The sequence below is a fragment of the Streptomyces sp. NBC_00443 genome (assembly GCF_036014175.1).
In the GTDB taxonomy this organism is placed as follows: domain Bacteria; phylum Actinomycetota; class Actinomycetes; order Streptomycetales; family Streptomycetaceae; genus Streptomyces.
On sequence record NZ_CP107917.1, the window covers coordinates 2,323,294 to 2,343,942 of the forward strand.

Below are 20,649 nucleotides of genomic sequence, written 5' to 3' on the forward strand. Positions count from 1 at the left end.
GTCAAGAGTTCACGCACGAGAAAGGGCCGCACCCCTGAGGGGTACGGCCCTGATGTCGCTACGAGATTCAGCGAACCTCGGTGATCTCCGGCCCGCGCTGGAGCTGACCCATGCCGCCGGAGAAGCGCGAACCGGCTTCCTCCTGCTGGACGCCCTCGGGGACCATCTGGGCGTCGGTCGGAAGCTGCAGGACGATCGGGTCACGGGGGGCCATCGGGCCTTCGCCGCGCACCACGACCGTGTCCCGGAAGATCTGCTCGAGCAGACCGGCCGCCTGCGGCTGCACGGCGCCCTGACCCGAGATCACACCGCGCAGGAACCAGCGGGGTCCGTCCACACCGACGAACCGCACGACCTGGAAGCCGCCCGTGCCGTCCGGCAGCTGAACCGGTACCTGGGCCCGCAGTTCCCAGCCGAGCGGCCCCTCGACCTCGTCGATGATGCCACCCTGCTGAGTGATGCCCGAGCCGATCTCCTCGCGCACCTCGCCCCAGATGCCCTCGCGCTTGGGCGCGGCGAAAGCCTGCAGCTGAATGGCGCTGTCGCGCAGCACGACGGTGGCCGCGACGATCGCGTCGCCCGCGACCTCCACGCGCAGTTCCATGCCGTCGACGCCCGGCACCAACAGGCCGCCCAGGTCCACCCGGCCCTCGCCGGGCTCGCGGACCTCGGAGCTGTCCCAGGGCCCGTCGGGCCGCGGTTCCGGCTCCAGCCGTACGCGCTCGCGCGTACCGTCGTCGTCCGCCTCCGTGTCGATGTCGACGACCTGCTCGGGCTCGCCCGCCGCGTCCTCGGCGGCACCCTTCTTGTTGCGACGTCCGAACACGTCACTGTCCTTCCCGGTCGGATACGACCGAAGCGTATCGATTCCCACCCGTAGCGCCGCCATCGGCGGCCTGACCGCTTGTATCGCTTGTTTCGCCCACCGCGGCATGCCCGCCGGTGGACCCGAAGCCCCCCTCGGCCCGTGCCGAATCGGGAAGCTCCGCGACCTCCTGGAAGCGAACCCTCTCGACCTGCTGGACAACCAGTTGGGCAATCCGGTCGAAGCGCTCGAACCGCACGGGCTCGTGCGGGTCGAGATTCACCACGATCACCTTGATCTCCCCACGGTACCCGGCATCAACCGTCCCCGGGGCATTCACGAGGGCGACACCGCAGCGGGCGGCCAGCCCGGAACGCGGGTGCACGAAGGCCGCGTACCCCTCCGGGAGGGCGACAGACACCCCGGTGGGCAGCACGGCCCGTTCCCCCGGCTTGAGTTCGCGGCTCTCGGTGGTGCGCAGATCGGCTCCCGCGTCACCGGGGAGCGCGTACGTCGGAAGCGGTACGTCCGGGTCGACCCTGCGGATCAGCACGTTCAGGGGTTCACGGCTCACGGGTTCACCTCGAAGGCACGGGCACGCCGGACCTGGTCCGGGTCGTTCATGGCGGCCCGGATCTCCTCCGGGCGGCCGTTGTCGATGAAGTGGTCGACCTTCACCTCGATGAAGAGGGCGTCGGCGCGGACGGCGACGGGCCCGTCGGGGCCGCCGATCCGCCCGGTGGCGGTGGAGTAGATCTTGCGGCCCGCCACCGCCGTCACCTCGGCCTCCAGGTGCAGGACCGTGCCCACCGGAACCGGCCGTACGAAGTCGGTCTCCAGCCGTCCGGTCACGGCGATCGTCCGCAGCAGCCAGTTCAGCGAGCCGAGGGTCTCGTCGAGGGCGGTCGCGAGGACGCCGCCGTGCGCCAGCCCGGGCGCGCCCTGGTGGGCGGGCTGCACGGTGAACTCGGCCGTGATGCTGACGCCGTCACCCGCCCGTGCCTCCAGGTGCAGTCCGTGGGGCTGCTCGCCGCCGCAGCCGAAACACTCGCCGTAGTGCGCACCGAGAAGCTCACCGGGCGCGGGAGCCTCGGCATGCCGCACCGGTTTCACGGCATCGGCCGGAGGCTCAAGAGACGGGGAATTGCCACTCACAGCCGCAGACCTTACCCGCGCGTCGGCTGTATCCGGACACCGTGCCAAGCTTGGCTCCATGCAGCTCTCCGCCGCCCCGTACGAAGAACGCCTGACCGCCCCCCGCTCCTGGTGGCTGGTCTCGTGCCTGGTCGGGCTCTCCCTGGCCCTGATCCTGCTGCCCTTCGGCACGCTGCCCATGCTCGTCGGCCTGGCCGGCGGCACCGCCGCGGCGGCCGTCATGGCCAGCTCGTACGGCTCGGTCCGGATCCGCGTGGTGGGCGACGCACTGATCGCCGGTGAGGCGAAGGTTCCGGTGAGGGCGCTGGGCGAGGCACACGTGCTGGACCCCGAGGAGGCCCGCGCCTGGCGCACCCACAAGGCCGACACACGGGCCTTCCTGCTGCTGCGCGCCTACATCCCCACGGCCCTGCGGGTCGAGGTCACCGACCCCGAGGACCCGACCCCGTACCTCTACCTGTCGACCCGTGAGCCGGAGCGGCTGGCGGAGGCGATCAAGGCTGCGAAGGTCTCGGCCTAGCACACCAGAACGGGCCGTCACCGGCCCTGGTCAAGGCTTGCTCCGGCCGTCGAGAAAGTTTGGCCGCGGCATTCCGAACGGCCTCTCGCGGGCGTCCCGCCTGCCGGTTCTCAGCCGTCTCCGAGTTCCTTGCCCCGGGCTTCACGCACGATGTCGTCCACCTCGAGCGGGTGTGCCGGGCGCTCCAGGGCCGGCAGTTCCGGCAGCTCGTCCCACGGGACCTGGACCGTGCGAAGGTCGGCCCGGATGCGGGCCGCGAGTCTCTTGGTGTCCCGGCGGTTCATGACCGCGCCGACAGCGGCGCCCACCATGAAGGGCATCAGGTTCGGCAGGTTCCGGACCATGCGCTTCATGATCTGCTGACGCAGCTCGCGCTTCATCTGCCCGCCGAGGGCGGCGTTGACCGTCGCGGGCTTCATCGGGTCGATGCCGCGCTCCTCGGACCACGAGGACAGATACGCGGCGCTGCGGTCCTTGAGATTGCCGGGCGGGCGTACGCCGTACACCTCGTGCAGCTCGGCGATCATCTTCAGCTCGATGGCGGCCACTCCGGTGATTTCCGCCGCCAGTTCCGTCGGCATCGCGGGCGGCACCGGCAGCATCGCCGCCGCACCCACTCCCGCGCCGACCGTGGAGCTCGCGTTCGCGGCGCCCGCCACGAGTTTGTCCGCGAGTTGCTCGGGCCCGAGGCCCGGGAAGTGCCGACGCAGGGTCGCGAGGTCCCGTACGGGGATACGCGGGGCGTTCTCGATGATCCGGTCGGCGAGGTACGCCAGGCCCGCCCTGGCGCGGCTGCCGCCCTTACGGACCCCTTCCCTGGCCCTTTCCCGGATCACCGCGACCCGCCGCTTCGCGACGGACGCGGGAACCTCCACCGATGCCGGGAGGTCAGCCCCGGACATCGGTTCGAGCGAGGCTCCCTTGTCGGATGAGCCCCGCTCGCCTTCACGCGCGCCGTACGAGCCGTCGGACGGCTCCTGGTCCGCTCCCCGCGCGGGGAAGCGGCGCTTCCAAGGAGGGGTCGAGCCAGTCATGCCCGACCCGACCTCAGTCGCAGTCGCGGCAGATCGGCTGGCCGTTCTTCTCCCGGGCCAGCTGGCTGCGGTGGTGCACCAGGAAGCAGCTCATGCAGGTGAACTCGTCCTGCTGCTTGGGCAGCACCCGGACGGCCAGCTCCTCATTCGAGAGGTCCGCGCCGGGCAGCTCCAGGCCTTCGGCAGCCTCGAACTCGTCGACGTCCACTGCGGACGTCGACTTGTCGTTCCGCCTGGCCTTCAGCTCTTCAAGGCTGTCCGAGTCGACGTCGTCGTCGGTCTTGCGTGGGGTGTCGTAATCCGTTGCCATGTCGCTCTCCCCCTCTGGGTGTCTGCGGTGTCTCCAGCGCACGTAACGCGTGAGAGGCCGGACTTGTGCCCGACCCGAGGCGGAGATTTTGCCTCACATCAAGGTCTGTTACTCAATCGACACCCAACCGAACTCCTCAAGAGTGATCGGCTTGGATGGCGAACGGGACCGTACACGGTCCCAATGCCGCAGTTCAAAGGCGTCTCACCGTGTACTTCCCGTGATCAAGACCCCTGAAAACCCGGATTTTCCCGGCTTTCCGACAGGGTGCATGATCACGGAGAGTAGATGGCCGGAAAACCGCCCTTGTGATCGATCACACACGGGACAGCCGACCGGGTGCCCAGAAAATTCCGCGCAAAGCGAACATCCCCGAATACCCGCCGGGTGTCGGCGCACATGGTCTCAGACCGGAAGGGTCACTCGCATCACGAGACCTCCGCCCTCGCGTGGCTCCGCCGAGATGTGCCCGCCGTGCGCCCGCGCAACGGACCGCACGATGGACAGTCCCAGGCCTACACCCTTGTCGCTGCCCGTGCGCTCCGTACGCAGCCGCCGGAACGGCTCGAAGAGGTTGTCGATCTCGTACGCCGGCACCACCGGCCCGGTGTTCGAGACGACCAGGACGGCCTGCCCGTGCTGGATCTCGGTGGTGACCTCGACCCAGCCGCCCTCCGGGATGTTGTACCGGACGGCGTTCTGCACGAGGTTCAGCGCGATCCGCTCCAGCAGCACGCCGTTGCCCTGGACGACCGCCGGCTTCTGCTCGCCGCGGATCATCACGCCCTTGGCCTGCGCCTCCGCGTGCACCTGGTCGACGGCCTGCTCGGCCACCTCCGCGAGGTCCACCGGTTTGCGCTCGACGATCTGGTTGTCGCTGCGGGCGAGCAGCAGCAGGCCCTCGACGAGCTGCTCGCTGCGCTCGTTGGTGGCCAGCAGCGTCTTGCCGAGCTGCTGGAGTTCCATCGGTGCGCCCGGGTCAGACAGGTGCACTTCGAGGAGCGTGCGGTTGATCGCGAGCGGGGTGCGCAGCTCGTGCGAGGCGTTGCCGACGAAGCGCTGCTGGGCGGTGAAGGCCCGCTGCAACCGCTCCAGCATCTCGTCGAAGGTGTCGGCCAGCTCCTTCAGCTCGTCGTCCGGGCCGTCCAGTTCGATACGGCGGGACAGGTCCGAGCCCGCCACCGCGCGCGCGGTCCGGGTGATCCGGCCCAGCGGCGACAGGACACGGCCGGCCATGGCGTAGCCGAAGGCGAAGGCGATGATCGCGAGGCCGAGGAGGGCCAGCAGGGAGCGGCTCAACAGATCGTCCAGGGCGTGCCGACGCTGGTCGGCGTCGCACTGCTTCAGGATCTCGTTGAGCTCGCCGTTGGTCTTGGCGGAGTCCAGCTGGGGACAGGTCGAACTGGTGATGTCTATGTTCGTCCCGGTCACCTGGAACGACTGACCGCTGCCTTCGTGGAGGGCCTGGGCCGCCAGCAGATAGATGATCGACAGCAGCAGGATTCCGGCGATCAGGAACATGCCGCCGTACAGCAGCGTGAGCCTTATGCGGATCGTGGGGCGAAGCCAGGGGAAGACTTGCTCGGGCCTTCTCGGATCCCAGGTGGGTTTCGGCGGCGCCTGCGGAGGCGCGGGTGTCGTGGCCATCGGGAATCAGATCCGGTAGCCGGAACCGGGGACGGTGACGATCACGGGCGGCTCCCCCAGTTTGCGGCGCAGCGTCATGACGGTCACCCGGACCACGTTGGTGAACGGGTCGGTGTTCTCGTCCCATGCCTTCTCCAGCAGCTGCTCGGCCGAGACGACCGCGCCCTCGCTGCGCATCAGCACCTCCAGGACGGCGAACTCCTTCGGCGCCAGCTGCACCTCCTTGCCGTCGCGGAAGACCTCGCGGCGGTTGGGGTCGAGCTTTATGCCGGCGCGCTCCAGGACGGGCGGCAGCGGCACGCTCGTGCGGCGGCCGAGGGCACGCACGCGTGCCGTCAGCTCGCTGAACGCGAAGGGCTTGGGCAGATAGTCGTCGGCGCCGATCTCCAGCCCTTCGACACGGTCGCTGACGTCGCCCGACGCCGTGAGCATCAGCACGCGTGTGGGCATGCCGAGTTCGACGATCTTGCGGCAGACGTCGTCGCCGTGCACGAGGGGGAGGTCGCGGTCGAGGACGACCACGTCGTAGTCGTTGACGCCGATGCGCTCCAGGGCGGCCGCACCGTCGTACACGACGTCGACGGCCATGGCCTCCCGGCGCAGTCCGGTGGCCACCGCATCGGCGAGCAGTTGCTCGTCCTCGACGACGAGTACGCGCACGTCGCTTGTCCTTCCTGTGTCCACCCGCGTAGCGCATGTCATCGCGCGCGGGCAGGGGTCCATGTCGGGTGTCTTGGCCTCCATCCTGCCCTTTTCGGCCATAAGTCGGCGGTAAGACGGGTGAGTGGGCCATGAAGGGCGGGTGTGAAGCCCGGGAATGCGAGATTTTCTCTTCCGGTTGAGGTTTCCGTGGAAGAGAGCGGGGGGAGGACGGCTTTACACCCCGCGATCACGCTCTGCTTGTACCGCACCACCATGCGGTACGAGGAGATCCGCTTTCCGCAGAGTGGATGTGGGTGTCCGGCACCGTCGCCGCCCGGCTGGGGCAGCGCTGGGCATCCACCGGAGACGTGATCGTCCCTTCCGAACGGCACACCCCCGTGCCACCGACCCACCGACCCAGGACGAGGGGGCGCAGCATGGACGCATTCACCGCAGGACTTCGGCAGCGCATAAGGGCGACCGAGTCCGACCTGACGCGGGCTCTCGACGAGGGCGACGACTTCCTCGTCGAGGTGGAGCAGGGCGAGCTCGACGACCTGCGCCGCCTCGCCGCCGAGCATGGCGTGGAAGTCGGCGCGACGAGCGTCTGAACCGGTTCTTGAGCACCACGGGCCCCCGGCGAATCCAGCGCCGGGGGCCCTGCTCTTTTACTGCCGGGGCCCTGCCCTTTCGCCGCCTGGGCCCTGCTTTCCTGCCGGTCCGTGCCGTCAGTCGTGCCAGGCGCCCAGGTCCTCCAGGAGCTGTTGGAGGGGCTCGAAGACCCCCGGCGTCGCTGCCACCGCCAGGTCGCGTGAGGGGCGCTCTCCGGGGCGTCCACCCGTAAGGGCGCCCGCCTCACGGGCGATCAGGTCCCCGGCCGCGAGGTCCCAGGCGTTGAGGCCCCGCTCGTAGTAGCCGTCCAGTCGGCCGGCGGCGAGGTCGCACAGGTCGATCGCGGCCGAGCCGCCGCGGCGGATGTCGCGCAGGAGGGGGATCAGCCGCTGGGCGACGTCGGCCTGGTGGCTGCGCACCTCGGTGACGTAGTTGAAGCCGGTCGAGACCAGGGACTGGGCGAGGGGGGCCGTGGGACGGCAGGTGAGCCTGCGCTCACCGTCCCAGGCGCCCGTGCCCCACGCGCCGCCGCCGCGGACCGCGTGGTAGGTCTCGCCCCGCATCGGGGCCGCCACGACGCCGGCGACCGTCTCCCCGTCCTGCTCGGCGGCGATGGAGACGGACCAAGTCGGCAGTCCGTAGAGGTAGTTGACGGTGCCGTCCAGGGGGTCGATCACCCAGCGGACGCCGCTCGTGCCCTCGGTGGAGGCGCCCTCCTCGCCGAGGAAGCCGTCGTCCGGGCGGCGCTCGGAGATCAGGCCCGTGATCAGCTTCTCGGCCGCGATGTCCATCTCGGTGACCACGTCGATCGGGCTCGACTTGGTCGCCGCGACGGCGAGGTCGGCCGGACGTCCGTCGCGCAGCAGCTCTCCCGCGAGGCGGGCGGCCTCCTGGGCGAGGGTGAGCAGTTCCGTGTGGAGGGCGTCGGTCACGGGGCTCCTCATGCGTAGGGGCTGTCGGCGCCCGCCGCGGCGGGCCTGGGTGCCCGGGCCGGGCAGCAGCCCACCGGGCCGAGGTTGTGGCTCGCCCCGAGCCCGCCGAGGGCGCAGGGCGTGACCTCCTGCGCGCGCTCCACGGCGGCGCGCTCCAGGACGAGGTCGCGGATCGCGGCGGCGAACCGCGGGTCGTCGCCGACGGTGGCCGAGCGGCGCATCGGCAGGCCGAGCTCCTCGGCCTTGGCCCTGGCCTCCGTGTCGAGGTCGTAGAGGACCTCCATGTGGTCGGAGACGAAGCCGATGGGGGCGACCACGACGGCCGGGGCACCGGCAGCGTGCCGCTCCTCGAGGTGGTCGCAGATGTCGGGCTCCAGCCACGGGATGTGCGGGGTGCCGGAGCGGGACTGGTAGACGAGCCGCCAGGGGTGGTCGACGCCGGTGCGCTCGCGTACGGCGTCGACGATCAGCTGCGCGACGTCCAGGTGCTGCTCGACGTACGCCCCGCCCTCGCCGTGTTCCTCGACGGGGCCGGAGCTGTCGGCGGCCGCGGTCGGGATCGAGTGGGTCGAGAACGCGATGTGGGCGCCGTCCCGGACGTCCTCGGGCAGGTCGGCCAGGGAATCCAGCACACCGTCGATCATCGGCTCCAGGAAGCCGGGGTGGTTGAAGTAGTGCCGCAGCTTGTCGACCTTCGGCAGTTCCAGGCCCTCGGCCTCCAGGGCGGCGAGCGAGTCAGCGAGGTTCTCGCGGTACTGCCGGCAGCCCGAGTAGGACGCGTAGGCGCTGGTGGCGAGGACGAGGATGCGGCGGCGGCCGTCGGCGACCATCTCGCGCAGCGTGTCCGTCAGGTACGGCGCCCAGTTGCGGTTGCCCCAGTGGATCGGCAGATCCAGACCGTGCTCGGCGAAGTCCTTGCGCAGGGCGTCCAGCAGGGCGCGGTTCTGGTCGTTGATGGGGCTGACGCCGCCGAACTGGAAGTAGTGCTCGCCGACTTCCTTCAGGCGCTCGGTGGGGATGCCTCGCCCGCGGGTGACGTTCTCCAGGAACGGGATCACGTCGTCCGGGCCCTCGGGGCCGCCGAACGAGAGCAGGAGCAGGGCGTCGTAGGGGGTGGCATCGCGCGCGTCTGGCATGGATCGATCCTGTCATCCGGTACTGACAGCCTGGAAACGGCGGGGTGACCACCCGGGTTCCCCTTGCGTCCGAGCGGGTGCGTTAGGGTCACCTAACTCGTAAGCTGTATCGGCCATCCACACGCCTTACGGGGCGCCTTCGCGCCCTGCCGTGTGCCCGCACGCCTGCCTGCACCACCCCGAGCCACCGCAGCCCCGCTGCTCCTGCCTGACGGAGACCCCCGTGCCGAGCCCCTACCGCGCCCTGTTCGCCGCCCCCGGCTCCAAGGGCTTCTCCGCCGCGGGGTTCCTCGGCCGGATGCCGCTGTCGATGATGGGCATCGGCGTCGTGACCATGGTGTCCCAGCTGACCGGGCGGTACGGCCTCGCCGGCGCGTTGTCCGCCACCATCGCGCTCGCCGCGGCGGTGGCGGGTCCGCAGGTCTCGCGGTTGGTCGACCGGTACGGGCAGCGGCGGGTGCTGCGTCCCGCGACGCTGATCGCGCTCGTGGGGGCGGCCCTGCTGCTGTTCGCCGCCCACTACGAGTGGCCGGACTGGGTGCTGTTCGTGGCATGCGTCGGCATCGGCTGCGTGCCGAGCATCGGGGCGATGACCCGTGCCCGCTGGGCCGCCCTGTACCGCGGGACGCCTCAGCTGCACACCGCGTACTCCTTCGAGTCGGTGATCGACGAGGTCTGCTTCATCTTCGGGCCGATCATCTCCATCGGCCTGTCCACGGCGTGGTTCCCGGAGGCCGGGCCGCTGCTCGCGGGCTGCTTCCTGGCGGTCGGCGTCTTCTGGCTGACCGCACAGCGGGCCACCGAGCCCGCGCCGCACCCGCGCGAGCAACACGACGACGGCTCGGCGCTGCGCTCGCTCGGACTCCAGGTCCTGGTGGCCACGTTCGTGGCCACCGGAGCGATCTTCGGTGCCGTCGACGTGGTCACCGTGGCCTTCGCCGAGGAGCAGGGCCACAAGGGCGCCGCGAGTGTCGTCCTCGCCCTGTACGCGGCCGGCTCCTGCGCGGCGGGCGCCGTGTTCGGGCTGCTGCGCTTCAAGGGAGCGCCCGAACGTCGTTGGCTGCTGGGCATATGCGCGATGGCCGTGAGTATGATCCCCCTCCTACTGGTCGGAAACTTGCCGTTTCTGGCCGTGGCGCTGTTCGTCTCGGGCATGGCCGTCGCTCCCACGATGATCACGACCATGTCCCTGATCGAAGAGCACGTACCTCGCGCGCAACTGACCGAGGGCATGACCTGGGTGAGCACCGGGCTCGCGGTCGGGGTCGCGCTCGGCTCCTCCGCCGCCGGCTGGGTGATCGACGCCGCCGGTGCGGGCGCAGGGTACGGGGTTCCGGCGGTGTCCGGGGCCGTCGCGGTCGTGGTCGGTTTCCTGGGGTACCGCCGGCTCAGCAAGCCGGCTCCGCGTCGGGGAGGCACCGTTGAGCAGCACAGCGAGCGGCAGGAACGGCACGTGGCGTAACTGGAGCGGCACGGTCGCCGCCCGCCCCGCACGGGAGGTCACTCCAGCCTCCGTCGAGGAGTTGGCGGCGGCGATACGCCGGGCCGGCGAGGACGGCCTGAGGGTGAAGGCGGTGGGCAGCGGGCACTCCTTCACGTCCATTGCCGCCACCGACGGCGTGCTGATCCGCCCTCAGCTGTTGACCGGCATCCGCGACATCGACCGGGAGGCCATGACGGTCACGGTCGAGGCGGGCACCCCGCTCAGGAGGCTCAACGCGGCCCTCGCGCGCGAGGGGCTCTCGCTCACCAACATGGGCGACATCATGGAGCAGACGGTCTCCGGCGCCACCAGCACCGGCACCCACGGCACGGGCCGCGAGTCGAGCTCGATCGCCGCCCAGATCAAGGCCCTGGAACTGGTCACGGCAGACGGTTCGGTGCTCACCTGCTCCGAGAAGGAGAACCCCGAGGTCTTCGCGGCCGCCCGGATCGGCCTCGGTGCCCTGGGCGTCGTCACCGCGATCACCTTCGCCGTCGAGCCCATTTTCCTGCTCTCCGCGCGCGAGGAGCCGATGCCGCTCGACAAGGTCCTGTCGGACTTCGACCAACTGTGGGCCGAGAACGAGCACTTCGAGTTCTACTGGTTCCCGCACACCGGCAGCACCAACACCAAGCGCAACAACCGCAGCGCGGGCCCGGAGAGGCCGGTACCCCAGCTCCGCGGCCTGTTCGAGGACGAGTTCCTCTCCAACGGAGTCTTCCAGGTGGCCCAATGGGTCGGCCGCGCGGCGCCCGCCTCCATCCCCACGATCGCCCGGGTCTCCAGCAGGGCGTTGTCCGCGCGGACCTACACCGACATCCCCTACAAGGTCTTCACATCGCCGCGCCGGGTGCGTTTCGTGGAGATGGAGTACGCCGTCCCGCGCGAGGCCGTCGTCGAGACGCTGCGCGAACTGAAGGCCATGGTCGAGCGCTCCGGCCTCAGGGTCAGCTTCCCGGTCGAGGTGCGCACCGCGCCGGCCGACGACATCACGCTGTCCACCGCCTCGGGCCGCGACAGTGCGTACATCGCCGTCCACATGGTCAAGGGCGCGCCGTACCAGCGGTACTTCACCGCCGCGGAGCACATCTTCACCGCGCACGAGGGGCGCCCGCACTGGGGCAAGGTGCACACGCGGGACGCCGAGTACTTCGCTCAGGTATACCCGCGCTTCGGCGAGTTCACGGCGCTGCGGGACCGACTTGACCCCGACCGCCGGTTCCAGAACGACTACTTGCGGCGGGTGTTGGGGGCGTAGCGCCCGACCGGCTCACCCCGCTCGGCCAACCGACTTCGCTGCTGGGCGGCGTACGGACGAAAGCAATAGTTCCGTTTCCGACGTTTGCGTGAAGTACGCCACGTTCAAGATCCGCGAACCGCTCAACGGGCGGCCGAGTCACACTTCTTGCCAGAAGTTGGGCGGCGTGCCAATCCACGCACGTGGCCCAAATGGAGTACTGTGGCGAGCCCTGGGTCCGGTCTCCCGCCTGGGCGTCCGTGGCCTTCAAGGACCGCCGGGAGGGGCTAGTTGCACAGGGTGACGGAGTTGGTCACTTAGCGTTGCGAATAGGTAACCGTGCCATAACGGCGATCCAGGGCCCGTGCCCGACACGCCGGGCAACTCGGCAAGGTTGTGGCAGGCTGCACCCGGGCAGGCCACACTCGACTAGCGGAAGCAGCGACGCACGTGACGTCGGCAGGCACCACCCGGGAGGTCCCCATGCCCGAACTGCGTGTCGTGGCCGTCTCCAATGACGGCACACGGCTGGTGCTGAAGGCTGCCGACGCAACGGAGTACACCCTTCCGATCGACGAACGCCTGCGCGCTGCCGTGCGCGGCGACCGTCCACGCCTCGGCCAGATCGAGATCGAGGTGGAGAGCCATCTCCGCCCCCGTGACATCCAGGCGCGTATACGCGCTGGTGCCACCGCGGAAGAGGTCGCCCAGCTCGCGGGCATCCCCGTCGACCGCGTCCGGCGCTTCGAGGGCCCCGTGCTCGCCGAGCGTGCCTTCATGGCAGAACGGGCCCGCAAGACTCCCGTCCGCCGGCCCGGCGAGAACGCCGCCGGCCCGCAGCTCGGTGAGGCCGTCCAGGAGCGGTTGCTGCTGCGCGGTGCCGACAAGGACACCGCGCAATGGGACTCGTGGCGCCGCGACGACGGCACCTGGGAAGTGCTGCTGGTCTACCTGGTGGCGGGCGAACCGCACTCGGCGAGCTGGACGTACGACCCGCCCCGGCGGCTCGTCCAGGCCGTCGACGAGGAGGCGCGCTCGCTGATCGGCGAGTCCGACGACCTCGCCGCGCCGGAGCCCAGCTTCCCGTTCGTGCCGCGTATCGCCCGGCTTCCGCGCGAGCGCTCGATGGACCGTGCCCTCGAACGCACCGAGCGCCCGAGCCTGCCGGCTCAGGCCTCCGAGCCGGTCGAGGAGACGGCGGAGGAACGGGACTCGCTCACCAGCCTGCTGGAGGCGGTGCCCAGCTTCCGCGGCGACATGGTGGTGCCGGAGCGCCCGCCGGAGCCCGAACTGGAGGAACCTCCCGCCGAGCCGGAAGCCGAGGAGCCTCCCGCTCCCGCCGCCTCGGCCGGCTCCGCCTACGCGGACGTGCTGATGCCCCGTTCCGTCGGCAGCCACCGCGACCGCCTCATCGGCGCCACGGACCGCCAGGCCGAAGCGGACGGCGTCCGCCCGGGCCGCCGCGCCGCGGTACCGAGCTGGGACGAGATCGTGTTCGGGACGCGGAGGAAGAAGCAGGAGTAGTCGGTCGTACGGCTGCGGGTGCGGTCGTACGAGAGCGAGGGCCGCGCTGGTTGCAGCGCGGCCCTCGTGCTGTGCGGGGTGGGGCGAGTCGTGCCGCTGGTGGGTCCGGCCGAGTTCTCGCCCCGCCCCCCGCTCGTCACGCCCTACTGCGGATCCGCACCCACGGCCACCGGCCGCGACGGGTCCGAGGACCACTCCGACCACGAACCGACGTACAGCGCCGCCGGAATACCGGCGACCTCCAGCGCCAGTACCTGGTGCGCGGCGGAGACGCCCGAGCCGCAGTACACGCCGACCTCCGTGCCCTCGGCCGCGCCCAGGGCCTTGAAGCGTGCCGCGAGTTGCCCGGCGGGGAGGAAGCGGCCGTCCGCGGTCACGTTCTCGTTCGTGGGGGCGGACACGGCGCCCGGGATGTGGCCGCCCACCGGGTCGATCGGCTCGACCTCGCCGCGGTACCGCTCCCCCGCCCGCGCGTCCAGCAGCACCCCGGACCGGGCGAGCGCCGCGGCAGCGTCGGCGTCGAGCAGCCCCGTCGCCCCCGGTACCGGCTCGAAGTCGCCCTCCGCCGGGGTCGGCACGGACGTCTCCAGCGGCCCCTCCCAGGTGGGCAACCCGCCGTCCAGGACCCGCACGTCGGGGTGACCCGTCCAGCGCAGCAGCCACCACGCCCGGGCCGCCGCCCAGCCCTGCCCGCCGTCGTACACGACCACCGGCGTCCCGGACGTCACACCTGCCCGCCGCATCGCCGTACCGAATTCGGCCAAGTCCGGCAGCGGATGACGCCCGCGCGAACCGGGCGCGGAGGCCAGTTCCCGGTCCAGATCGACGTAGACCGCGCCGGGGATGTGCCCGGCCCCGTACTCGGCCCGGCCGTCGAAGGGCGGCTCACCGGACGCCTTGGCCAGGGACAACTGCCAGCGGACGTCGAGCAGCACCGGGGGCTCGTCGCCCGTCAGTTCGCCGGCGAGTTCTGCTGCGGAGATGATGGCGTTCATGGCCACCATCCTTGCGCACGGGGTGGCCCCATCGTCGCGGTCCGGTTACTCTGCCCGCCGGACAGGCCCGATCACGAGGCGTACGGGATCAGGCACATGCTGTACAGCCGATCGACATCCGGCGGCAATCGCACGGAAACGGGCGGTAAATCGCACACCGGGCATCCTCCGGGCACCGCCGCCGTGCGCGGCGCGCCCGCAGCGCGCGTGGCCACGGGTGGTGCGAGCATCGGCACGGGGGTCCGGACAGCGGAAGCGACACGGCCACCGCGAGGGGCCGAGGAGAGAGAGACGATGACCGAGGCACGGGGGTCGGCCGGCCCGAACGGCGAGACGCACGCTCGGCACGCGCCCGGCACGCCCTGCTGGGTGAGTCTGATGGTGCACGGACTGGCCGCGACCGAGGACTTCTACGGAGCGTTGTTCGGCTGGGAGTTCCAGCCCGGCCCCCAGCAACTCGGCCCCTATGTGCGGGCCCTGCTGAACGGCCGTGAGGTCGCCGGCATCGGCCAGCTGCCGCCCGACCGCCACCTCCCCATCGCCTGGACGCCCTACCTCGCCTCGAACAACATCGGCCTGACCGCCGACACGGTACGGCTGTGCGGCGGCACGGTCGGCGTGGGCCCGCTGGACGCCGCCGAGGCCGGCCGGCTGGCGATCTGCTCCGACCCGTCCGGCGCCGTCTTCGGCATCTGGCAGGGGGCCGAACACCGCGGCACGGCCATCACGGGCGTGCCCGGCACCCCGGCCTGGAACGAGCTGCTGACCTTCGAGTCCGTGAACGTGGCCAAGTTCTACGAGACCGTGTTCGCCTACGAGGAGGAGCCGGTGGTCTCCGCCGACTTCGACTACGTCACCCTGCTCGTCGACGGCCGCGCGGTCGCCGGCATCCACGGCGTCGGCACCTCCCTGCCGCGCGACCGTGGCCCGCACTGGGTGACGTACTTCGAGGTCGCCGACACGGACGAGACGCTGGCCCGGGTCGTCGAGCTCGGCGGCCATGTCCTCAGGCCGGCCCACGACAGCGCCCACGGCCGTGTGGCTACCGTGGCGGACCCCGAGGGCGCCCGGTTCTCCCTGATCCAGGACCCGCGCTGACGGGCCCGGGAGCAAGGCCGCTGAACGGGACCTCGGCTCAGACCTACTGCACCGGCAGGACGTCCGGGGACAGCGCCGCCGCCCGTGCGCTCGCCGCCGTCATCCGGCGTCGGTGGTGGCGGCGGCACAGGACCTCGTAACCCACGGCGTCCGCCTGGTTGACGTCACCGACGACCACCTGCGCGCCCTCGACGACCATCTCGCCGCCTATCGTGCGGGCGTTGTGGGTGGCGCGGGCGCCGCACCAGCACAAGGCCTCCACCTGGAGCACCTCGACCCGGTCGGCCAGTTCCACCAGACGCTGCGACCCGGGGAACAGCTTGCTGCGGAAGTCCGTCGTGATGCCGAAGGCATACACGTCCAGGCCCAGGTCGTCGACCACGCGGGCGAGTTGGTCGATCTGGCCGGGCGCGAGGAACTGTGCCTCGTCGGCGATGACGTAGTCCGCGCGGCCGCCCCTGGAGAGGTGGTCGACGACGTACGCGTACAGGTCCACGCCGTCCTCGACCTCCACCGCGTCCGTGACCAGGCCGAGCCGCGAGGACAACTTGCCCTCGCCCGCGCGGTCGTCACGTGTGAAGATCATGCCCGCGAGCCCACGCGCCGAACGGTTGTGCTCGATCTGGAGAGCCAGCGTCGACTTCCCGCAGTCCATCGTTCCGGAGAAGAACACCAGCTCGGGCATGTTGAGTTGAGCACCTTTCGGCGGAGAGCGTCGGCCACGGCGGGCTACGGAGGTTTCAGGAGCGTACTTCGAGCAGGGGGATCAACTGCTCGGCGGGGGTCATCGAACCGTGGTTGCCGACCATCGCCGACTCCTTCGGCTCCCGCTCGGAGGCGATGATCAGGACGTCGTCCCGGGCGGCCGCGATCACGTCGCCGATCCGTCCGTACACCCGCTCGTCGATCCGTGGCCCGAACCAGCCCGCCGCGATCGCCTCGTCCCGGGAGGCCACCCAGAACTGCTCGCCGAGCACCTCGCGCCAGCAGGTCAGGACGTCGTTCGCGGCGCCGGGCACCGCGTACACGTGCCGCGCGCGGCCCTCGCCGCCGAGCAGGGCGACGCCGGCGCGCAGCTCCCAGTCCTCGTCGAAGTCGATGCGGTGCTGCTCGTCGAAGGACACGTCGATCATGCCGTGGTCGGCGGTGACGTAGAGCGCGGTGCGCGGGGGCAGCTGCTCCGCGAGGCGCTGGACGAGCCGGTCGACGTACATGAGCTGGCCGCGCCAGGTGTCCGAGTCGACGCCGTAGCGGTGGCCGGCGCCGTCGAGTTCGGCGTAGTACGTGTAGACCAGGGACCGGTCGCCCGCGGCCAGTTGCTCGGCCGCGAGGTCCATACGGTCCTCGCCGGGCAGCCGCCCCAGGAACGTTCCGCCACTGAGCGCGACCTTGGTCAGCGGGGTGTTCTGAAAGGTGGGCGACGACACCTGCGCCGCGTGCACGCCCGCCTGCTGGGCCAGCTGGAAGACCGTGGGGTACGGCTGCCAGACGCGCGGCGACGTCCACGGCTGCCAGCGCAGCTGGTTCATCAGCTCGCCGGTGTCCGGGTTGCGCACGGTGTACCCGGGCAGGCCGTGCGCGCCCGGCGGCAGGCCGGTGCCGACGGAGGCGAGGGAGGTCGCGGTGGTCGCGGGGTAGCCGGTGGTGAGCGGGCGTCCGGTGCCGCCGCGCGAGCTGCTCAGGAGCGACGTCATGAACGGCGCTTCCTCGGGGTGCGCCTTGAGCTGCTCCCAGCCGAGGCCGTCGATCAGGAACACGCAGGCGCGGTCGGCGGCGGTCAGCTCAGGGATCGCGGCGGTCATGTCCGGTACGGCCATGCCGGCGGCCAGTGTGGGCAGCAGATCGGCGAGCGAGCCGCTGCCGTACTCGGGGACGGGCGCGGAGTCGACGGCGAGGGGTTCCGGGTGGGAGTCCCAGACGGTGGGCTGGATCATCTCAGCGGGCGATGTCCGCGGTCGCCTCGGAGAGCGACTGCGCGAAGGTGAGCGCCTGGCGCACCGTCTCCGGTCCGTCGCCGGCCTCGCTGACGCGCAGGCTGAGGTCGTCCGCCGTGGAGCTGCCCGTGTAGCCGTGGTCGGCCTCGCAGTTGGGGTCCCCGCAGGCGGCGGGCTCCAGGTCGAGCCGGGCGACGGCGCCCCACCCGATGGTCAGCACGATCTCGCGGGGCAGCGTGCCCGGCGTGTACGACTCCGGGTTGGCGACGACGCGGCTGACGACGACCGAGGAGATCCGGCCGAGCTTCACGGACTCGGTGGACGTCGTGGCGTACGGCGTCGGGGAGGTGCTGTCGGCGGCCTGCTCGTCGGTGTGGCTGACGATGAAACGGTTGTGGGTGAGGACGAGCACGGTCACGTGCCGCCGCACCTCGTTCTGGTCGAACGTCGTCTCCTGGTGGACCAGGTACGACCGGATGGGCTCGCCGCCCACAGCGGCCTCCACCGCCTCGGCCACGAGGGCCGGGTAGTAGCCGCTGCGCTCGATCGCCGCACGCAGCCCCTGGGTCGTCGTACTGGTCTTGGCCATGAGGCCCATCCTACGGGGGCGCACTGACTGCGAGGCACCGCTCAGGGCGCCCTCAGTACGTCGGCAGGGTCCTCGGCCCGAGGTCGTCCCTGGCGGGCGGCGGCGCGAGGCGTACGGAGGCGCCGAGCACGCTCAGGCCGTGGGTGGCGACGACGACCGGTTCCAGGGTGACCGCGACGACCTCCGGGTGGTCGTCGACCAGCCGCGACACCCGCAGCAGCAGCTCCTCCAGGGCAGGTGTGTCGACGGGAGCGGAGCCGCGCCAGCCGAAGAGGAGCGGTGCCGTCCGGATGGAGCGCACGATCGAGGTCGCCTCGCGGTCGGTGACCGGGATCAGCCGGTGCGCCATGTCCCCGAGCAGTTGGGAGGCGGCTCCGGCGAGCCCGAAGGACAGCACGGCGCCGGCCGCCGGGTCGATCACGGCCCGTACGACGGTGTCGACGCCGCGCGGTGCCATGCTCTGCACGACCGGCCGCAGCTCCTCCGGCCTGCCGAACAGTTCGGTCAACTCGGCGTAGGCCCGCCGCAGTTGCTCCTCGTCGGCGAGGTCGAGCCGTACGCCGCCGAGGTCTGCGCGGTGCCGCAGGTGCGGGGCGGTGGCCTTGAGGGCGACGGGGTAGCCGAGGGTGCGGGCGGCGTCGGCGGCGGCGTCGGGGGTGGGTGCGTGCAGAGCGCGGTGCACCTCGATGCCGTACTTCCCGAGCAGGTCACAGGTCTCGTCCGTGCCGAGCGTGAGCCCCTGCCCGCGCGCGAGCAGTCCGCCGATCAGCTGGGCGGCGCCCTTCTCGTCGATGGACTCGTACTCGGGCACCTTGCCCGGGTCGGCCGCGTCGCGTCGCCACTGCGCGTAGTTGACGGCTTCGGCGAGGGCGCGCACTGCCCGCTCGGCGGCGGGGTAGGCGGGGATGAGGGTCGTCGGGCTCTGCGCGGTGTCCGACTGCTCGGCCGGGTTCCCGGCCTGGAAGTCCAGGGGGCGGAACGGGTGGGGACGGATCATGGTGCCGGGCGCCTTGCGGTCCGCCTGCGGTGCGGTGCTCGCCGCGGCCGACAGGGCTTCGGCGAGGCCGCCCAGCTCGACGTGCACCACCAGCACCGGCTTCCCCGGCACCCGCTCGGCCGCCGACCGCAGGGCCTGTGCCAGCTCGGCGTCGCCGGTCGAGGCGTCGCCGATCGCCGGAATGGCGGTGACGACGACCGCGTCGCACCTCTCGTCGGCGAGCGCGTGCGACAGCGCCTCGTGGAAGTCCGCCGCGGACGCCCCCGTCGTCAGATCCAGCGGCGGCAGCGGCCGCAGCCCCTCGGAGAGACACGCGTCGTACGTCAGCAGCCCCAGCGACTCGGAGTTGCCGAGGATCGCCACCCGCGGCCCGGTCGGCAGTGGCTGGCGCGCGAGCAGCAGACCCGCGTCCACCAGCTCGGTGATGGTGTCCACCCGGATCACCCCGGCCTGCCGCAGCAGCGCGGACACCGTGGCGTGCGGCAGCCGCGTGGCGCGCACCGCATGACCCTGTGGCGCCGCGCCGCCGTGTCGCGCGCCCTGCACCACGACCAACGGCTTGGCCGCCGCCGTACGCCGGGCGAGGCGGTTGAACTTGCGCGGGTTGCCGATGGACTCCAGGTACATCAGGGCTACGTCGGTGTCCGAGTCGTCGTACCAGTACTGAAGGACGTCGTTGCCGGACACGTCGGCCCGGTTGCCGGACGAGACGAAGGTCGACACACCGGTGACGCCGGTCACGCCGCCGCCTCGCCGGTGGAGCCGGGACAGCAGCGCGATGCCGATCGCTCCGGACTGGGCGAACAGCCCGATGCGGCCCGGCCGGGGCATCTCGGGGGCCAGGGAGGCGTTCAGCCGTACGTCGGCGGAGGTGTTGATGATCCCGAAGGCGTTCGGCCCGATGATGCGCATGCCGTACGCGCGTGCCTGCCGTACGAGTTCACGCTGCCGATCGCGGCCGTCGGGCCCGCTCTCGGCGTACCCGGCGGCGAGCACGACCAGCCCCTGCACGCCGTGCTCGCCGCATTCGGCGACCACTTCGGGGACGTACGCGGCCGGCACCGCGACCACCGCAAGGTCGACCTGTTCGTCGATGTCGCGCATGGAGCGGTGGGCGGGCACCCCGTCGAGTTCCTTGACGTCCTCCGGGAACGCCCTGTTCACCGCGTACAGCCGCCCCGTGAATCCGGCGTCCCGGATGTTGCCCAGGACGCTGCGGCCGACCCCGCCGGGGGTGCGGCCCGCGCCGATGACGGCGACCGAGCCGGGCACCAGCAGCCGCTGTACGGACCGCGCCTCGGCGCGCTGCTCGCGCGCGTACTGCACGGCGAGCGAGCGGTCCGTCGGTTCCAGGTCGAACTCCAGGCGGACGACGCCGTCCTCGAAGCTGCGCTTCTGCGTGTACCCCGCGTCCGTGAACACCTTGATCATCTTGTTGTTCGCGGGCAGTACCTCGGCGGCGAAGCGGCGGATGTCGCGCTCGCGGGCGACTGCCCCGATGTGTTCGAGCAGGGCGGAGGCGACGCCGCGGCCCTGGTGGGCGTCCTGGACGAGGAAGGCGACCTCGGCCTCGTCGGCGGGGGCGGACGCGGGCATTCCGTCGGCGCCGATCCGGTCGTAGCGTACGGTGGCGATGAACTCGCCGCCCACCGTGGCCGCGAGTCCCACCCGGTCCACAAAGTCGTGGTGCGTGAAGCGGTGGACGTCCTTCGCGGACAGTCGCGGGTAGGGCGCGAAGAAGCGGTAGTACTTCGACTCGTCCGACACCTGCTCGTAGAAGCTGACCAGGCGCTCGGCGTCATCAACGGTGATGGGGCGGATGCGCGCGGTGCCGCCGTCGCGCAGCACCACGTCGGCTTCCCAGTGGGCGGGGTACGCGTGCCTGTCCGAGGCGCTCTGCATGGGGCCCAGAGTACGGCTCGCGTCCGACAACGGCGCGAGGCAGTCTGGTCAGGACGTACGTGGGGTCGAGGCCGCGACCCGACGGTCACCTCAGGAG

General features: G+C 71.3%; 20 protein-coding genes. 6 read left to right on the forward strand and 14 right to left on the reverse strand.

The features are described from left to right. Positions 1-67: 67 nt before the first annotated feature. Genes OHO27_RS10305 through OHO27_RS10315 form a run of 3 tightly spaced genes read right to left on the reverse strand, consistent with a single transcriptional unit; the run spans position 68 to position 1,960 of the window. Positions 68-826 carry a DUF3710 domain-containing protein gene (locus tag OHO27_RS10305; RefSeq protein WP_328422478.1) on the reverse strand — a complete coding sequence of 253 codons (759 nt, stop codon included), beginning with the start codon at positions 824-826 and terminating at the stop codon, positions 68-70. 1 nt (position 827) lies between these two features. Then, positions 828-1,379 (reverse strand): dUTP diphosphatase, encoded by a 552-nt coding sequence (gene dut, locus OHO27_RS10310; protein WP_328422480.1) that lies wholly within the window; start codon positions 1,377-1,379, stop codon positions 828-830. After that, positions 1,376-1,960 carry a PaaI family thioesterase gene (locus OHO27_RS10315; RefSeq protein WP_328422482.1) on the reverse strand — a complete coding sequence of 195 codons (585 nt, stop codon included), beginning with the start codon at positions 1,958-1,960 and terminating at the stop codon, positions 1,376-1,378. The genes dut and OHO27_RS10315 overlap by 4 nt, the downstream gene beginning before the upstream one ends. A 58-nt stretch (positions 1,961-2,018) precedes the next feature. On the opposite strand from OHO27_RS10315, the gene OHO27_RS10320 reads away from it, so the two are divergent. Beyond that, complete coding sequence (locus tag OHO27_RS10320) at positions 2,019-2,480, forward strand: DUF3093 domain-containing protein (RefSeq protein WP_328422484.1); 462 nt, start codon at positions 2,019-2,021, stop codon at positions 2,478-2,480. Between the two features lie 110 nt (positions 2,481-2,590). Here OHO27_RS10320 and OHO27_RS10325 read toward each other — a convergent pair whose 3' ends face one another. The 4 genes from OHO27_RS10325 to OHO27_RS10340 all read right to left on the reverse strand — a co-directional run bounded on the left by OHO27_RS10325 (position 2,591) and on the right by OHO27_RS10340 (position 6,131). Then, positions 2,591-3,514 (reverse strand): hypothetical protein, encoded by a 924-nt coding sequence (locus tag OHO27_RS10325; protein ID WP_328422486.1) that lies wholly within the window; start codon positions 3,512-3,514, stop codon positions 2,591-2,593. A gap of 13 nt (positions 3,515-3,527) precedes the next feature. Next, complete coding sequence (locus OHO27_RS10330; protein WP_005481602.1) at positions 3,528-3,824, reverse strand: DUF4193 domain-containing protein; 297 nt, start codon at positions 3,822-3,824, stop codon at positions 3,528-3,530. A gap of 405 nt (positions 3,825-4,229) precedes the next feature. After that, positions 4,230-5,471: a sensor histidine kinase gene (locus OHO27_RS10335; RefSeq protein WP_328422488.1), complete on the reverse strand. Its 1,242-nt coding sequence runs from the start codon at positions 5,469-5,471 to the stop codon at positions 4,230-4,232. Positions 5,472-5,477: 6 nt separating this feature from the next. After that, entirely contained in the window at positions 5,478-6,131 is a 654-nt protein-coding gene (locus OHO27_RS10340) for a response regulator transcription factor (RefSeq protein WP_007385219.1), read from the reverse strand. A gap of 419 nt (positions 6,132-6,550) precedes the next feature. Here OHO27_RS10340 and OHO27_RS10345 point away from each other — a divergent pair, with 419 nt between their 5' ends. After that, positions 6,551-6,724, forward strand: coding sequence for a hypothetical protein (locus OHO27_RS10345; protein WP_328422490.1), 174 nt, complete (start codon positions 6,551-6,553; stop codon positions 6,722-6,724). A gap of 117 nt (positions 6,725-6,841) precedes the next feature. On the opposite strand, the gene OHO27_RS10350 is transcribed toward OHO27_RS10345, so the two are convergent. Then, a complete protein-coding gene (locus OHO27_RS10350) occupies positions 6,842-7,657 on the reverse strand; it encodes an inositol monophosphatase family protein (protein ID WP_328422492.1) in 816 nt (271 codons plus the stop codon). A gap of 8 nt (positions 7,658-7,665) precedes the next feature. Continuing rightward, positions 7,666-8,793, reverse strand: coding sequence for a ferrochelatase (locus OHO27_RS10355; protein ID WP_328422494.1), 1,128 nt, complete (start codon positions 8,791-8,793; stop codon positions 7,666-7,668). Positions 8,794-9,016: 223 nt separating this feature from the next. Between OHO27_RS10355 and OHO27_RS10360 the strand changes: the two genes are divergently transcribed. From OHO27_RS10360 to sepH, 3 genes are all read left to right on the forward strand, one after another. Further along, positions 9,017-10,255: an MFS transporter gene (locus OHO27_RS10360; protein WP_328422496.1), complete on the forward strand. Its 1,239-nt coding sequence runs from the start codon at positions 9,017-9,019 to the stop codon at positions 10,253-10,255. Continuing rightward, the gene (locus OHO27_RS10365) at positions 10,215-11,534 is read left to right on the forward strand and encodes a D-arabinono-1,4-lactone oxidase (RefSeq protein WP_328422498.1); all 1,320 of its coding nucleotides are present in this window, start codon (positions 10,215-10,217) and stop codon (positions 11,532-11,534) included. Before OHO27_RS10360 ends, OHO27_RS10365 begins: the two co-directional genes overlap by 41 nt. A gap of 462 nt (positions 11,535-11,996) precedes the next feature. Then, the gene (sepH, locus tag OHO27_RS10370; RefSeq protein WP_328422500.1) at positions 11,997-13,037 is read left to right on the forward strand and encodes a septation protein SepH; all 1,041 of its coding nucleotides are present in this window, start codon (positions 11,997-11,999) and stop codon (positions 13,035-13,037) included. 143 nt (positions 13,038-13,180) lie between these two features. On the opposite strand, the gene OHO27_RS10375 is transcribed toward sepH, so the two are convergent. Beyond that, positions 13,181-14,032 (reverse strand): sulfurtransferase, encoded by an 852-nt coding sequence (locus OHO27_RS10375; RefSeq protein ID WP_328422502.1) that lies wholly within the window; start codon positions 14,030-14,032, stop codon positions 13,181-13,183. 294 nt (positions 14,033-14,326) lie between these two features. Between OHO27_RS10375 and OHO27_RS10380 the strand changes: the two genes are divergently transcribed. Next, on the forward strand, positions 14,327-15,130 hold the full coding sequence (locus tag OHO27_RS10380; protein ID WP_328422504.1) for a VOC family protein: 804 nt from the start codon (positions 14,327-14,329) through the stop codon (positions 15,128-15,130). Positions 15,131-15,173: 43 nt separating this feature from the next. Here OHO27_RS10380 and OHO27_RS10385 read toward each other — a convergent pair whose 3' ends face one another. From OHO27_RS10385 to OHO27_RS10400, 4 genes are read right to left on the reverse strand one after another with little or no spacing between them, the layout of a single operon-like run. Then, positions 15,174-15,815, reverse strand: coding sequence for a thymidine kinase (locus OHO27_RS10385; RefSeq protein ID WP_328422506.1), 642 nt, complete (start codon positions 15,813-15,815; stop codon positions 15,174-15,176). 55 nt (positions 15,816-15,870) lie between these two features. Continuing rightward, positions 15,871-17,064: an alkaline phosphatase family protein gene (locus OHO27_RS10390; RefSeq protein WP_328422508.1), complete on the reverse strand. Its 1,194-nt coding sequence runs from the start codon at positions 17,062-17,064 to the stop codon at positions 15,871-15,873. Between the two features lies 1 nt (position 17,065). Continuing rightward, the gene (locus OHO27_RS10395; protein ID WP_328422510.1) at positions 17,066-17,653 is read right to left on the reverse strand and encodes a DUF5998 family protein; all 588 of its coding nucleotides are present in this window, start codon (positions 17,651-17,653) and stop codon (positions 17,066-17,068) included. Between the two features lie 52 nt (positions 17,654-17,705). Further along, positions 17,706-20,552: a bifunctional acetate--CoA ligase family protein/GNAT family N-acetyltransferase gene (locus tag OHO27_RS10400; protein WP_328422512.1), complete on the reverse strand. Its 2,847-nt coding sequence runs from the start codon at positions 20,550-20,552 to the stop codon at positions 17,706-17,708. Positions 20,553-20,649: the final 97 nt, after the last annotated feature.

Coding starts and splice junctions, on each gene's coding strand:
- OHO27_RS10320 (WP_328422484.1), top strand. CDS start 2,019: ATGCAGCTCTCCGCCGCCCCGTACGAAGAACGCCTGACCGCCCCCCGC.
- OHO27_RS10325 (WP_328422486.1), bottom strand. CDS start 3,514: ATGACTGGCTCGACCCCTCCTTGGAAGCGCCGCTTCCCCGCGCGGGGA.
- OHO27_RS10330 (WP_005481602.1), bottom strand. CDS start 3,824: ATGGCAACGGATTACGACACCCCACGCAAGACCGACGACGACGTCGAC.
- OHO27_RS10335 (WP_328422488.1), bottom strand. CDS start 5,471: ATGGCCACGACACCCGCGCCTCCGCAGGCGCCGCCGAAACCCACCTGG.
- OHO27_RS10345 (WP_328422490.1), top strand. CDS start 6,551: ATGGACGCATTCACCGCAGGACTTCGGCAGCGCATAAGGGCGACCGAG.
- OHO27_RS10355 (WP_328422494.1), bottom strand. CDS start 8,793: ATGCCAGACGCGCGCGATGCCACCCCCTACGACGCCCTGCTCCTGCTC.
- sepH (WP_328422500.1), top strand. CDS start 11,997: ATGCCCGAACTGCGTGTCGTGGCCGTCTCCAATGACGGCACACGGCTG.
- OHO27_RS10375 (WP_328422502.1), bottom strand. CDS start 14,032: ATGAACGCCATCATCTCCGCAGCAGAACTCGCCGGCGAACTGACGGGC.
- OHO27_RS10380 (WP_328422504.1), top strand. CDS start 14,327: ATGACCGAGGCACGGGGGTCGGCCGGCCCGAACGGCGAGACGCACGCT.
- OHO27_RS10385 (WP_328422506.1), bottom strand. CDS start 15,815: ATGCCCGAGCTGGTGTTCTTCTCCGGAACGATGGACTGCGGGAAGTCG.
- OHO27_RS10390 (WP_328422508.1), bottom strand. CDS start 17,064: ATGATCCAGCCCACCGTCTGGGACTCCCACCCGGAACCCCTCGCCGTC.
- OHO27_RS10395 (WP_328422510.1), bottom strand. CDS start 17,653: ATGGCCAAGACCAGTACGACGACCCAGGGGCTGCGTGCGGCGATCGAG.
- OHO27_RS10400 (WP_328422512.1), bottom strand. CDS start 20,552: ATGCAGAGCGCCTCGGACAGGCACGCGTACCCCGCCCACTGGGAAGCC.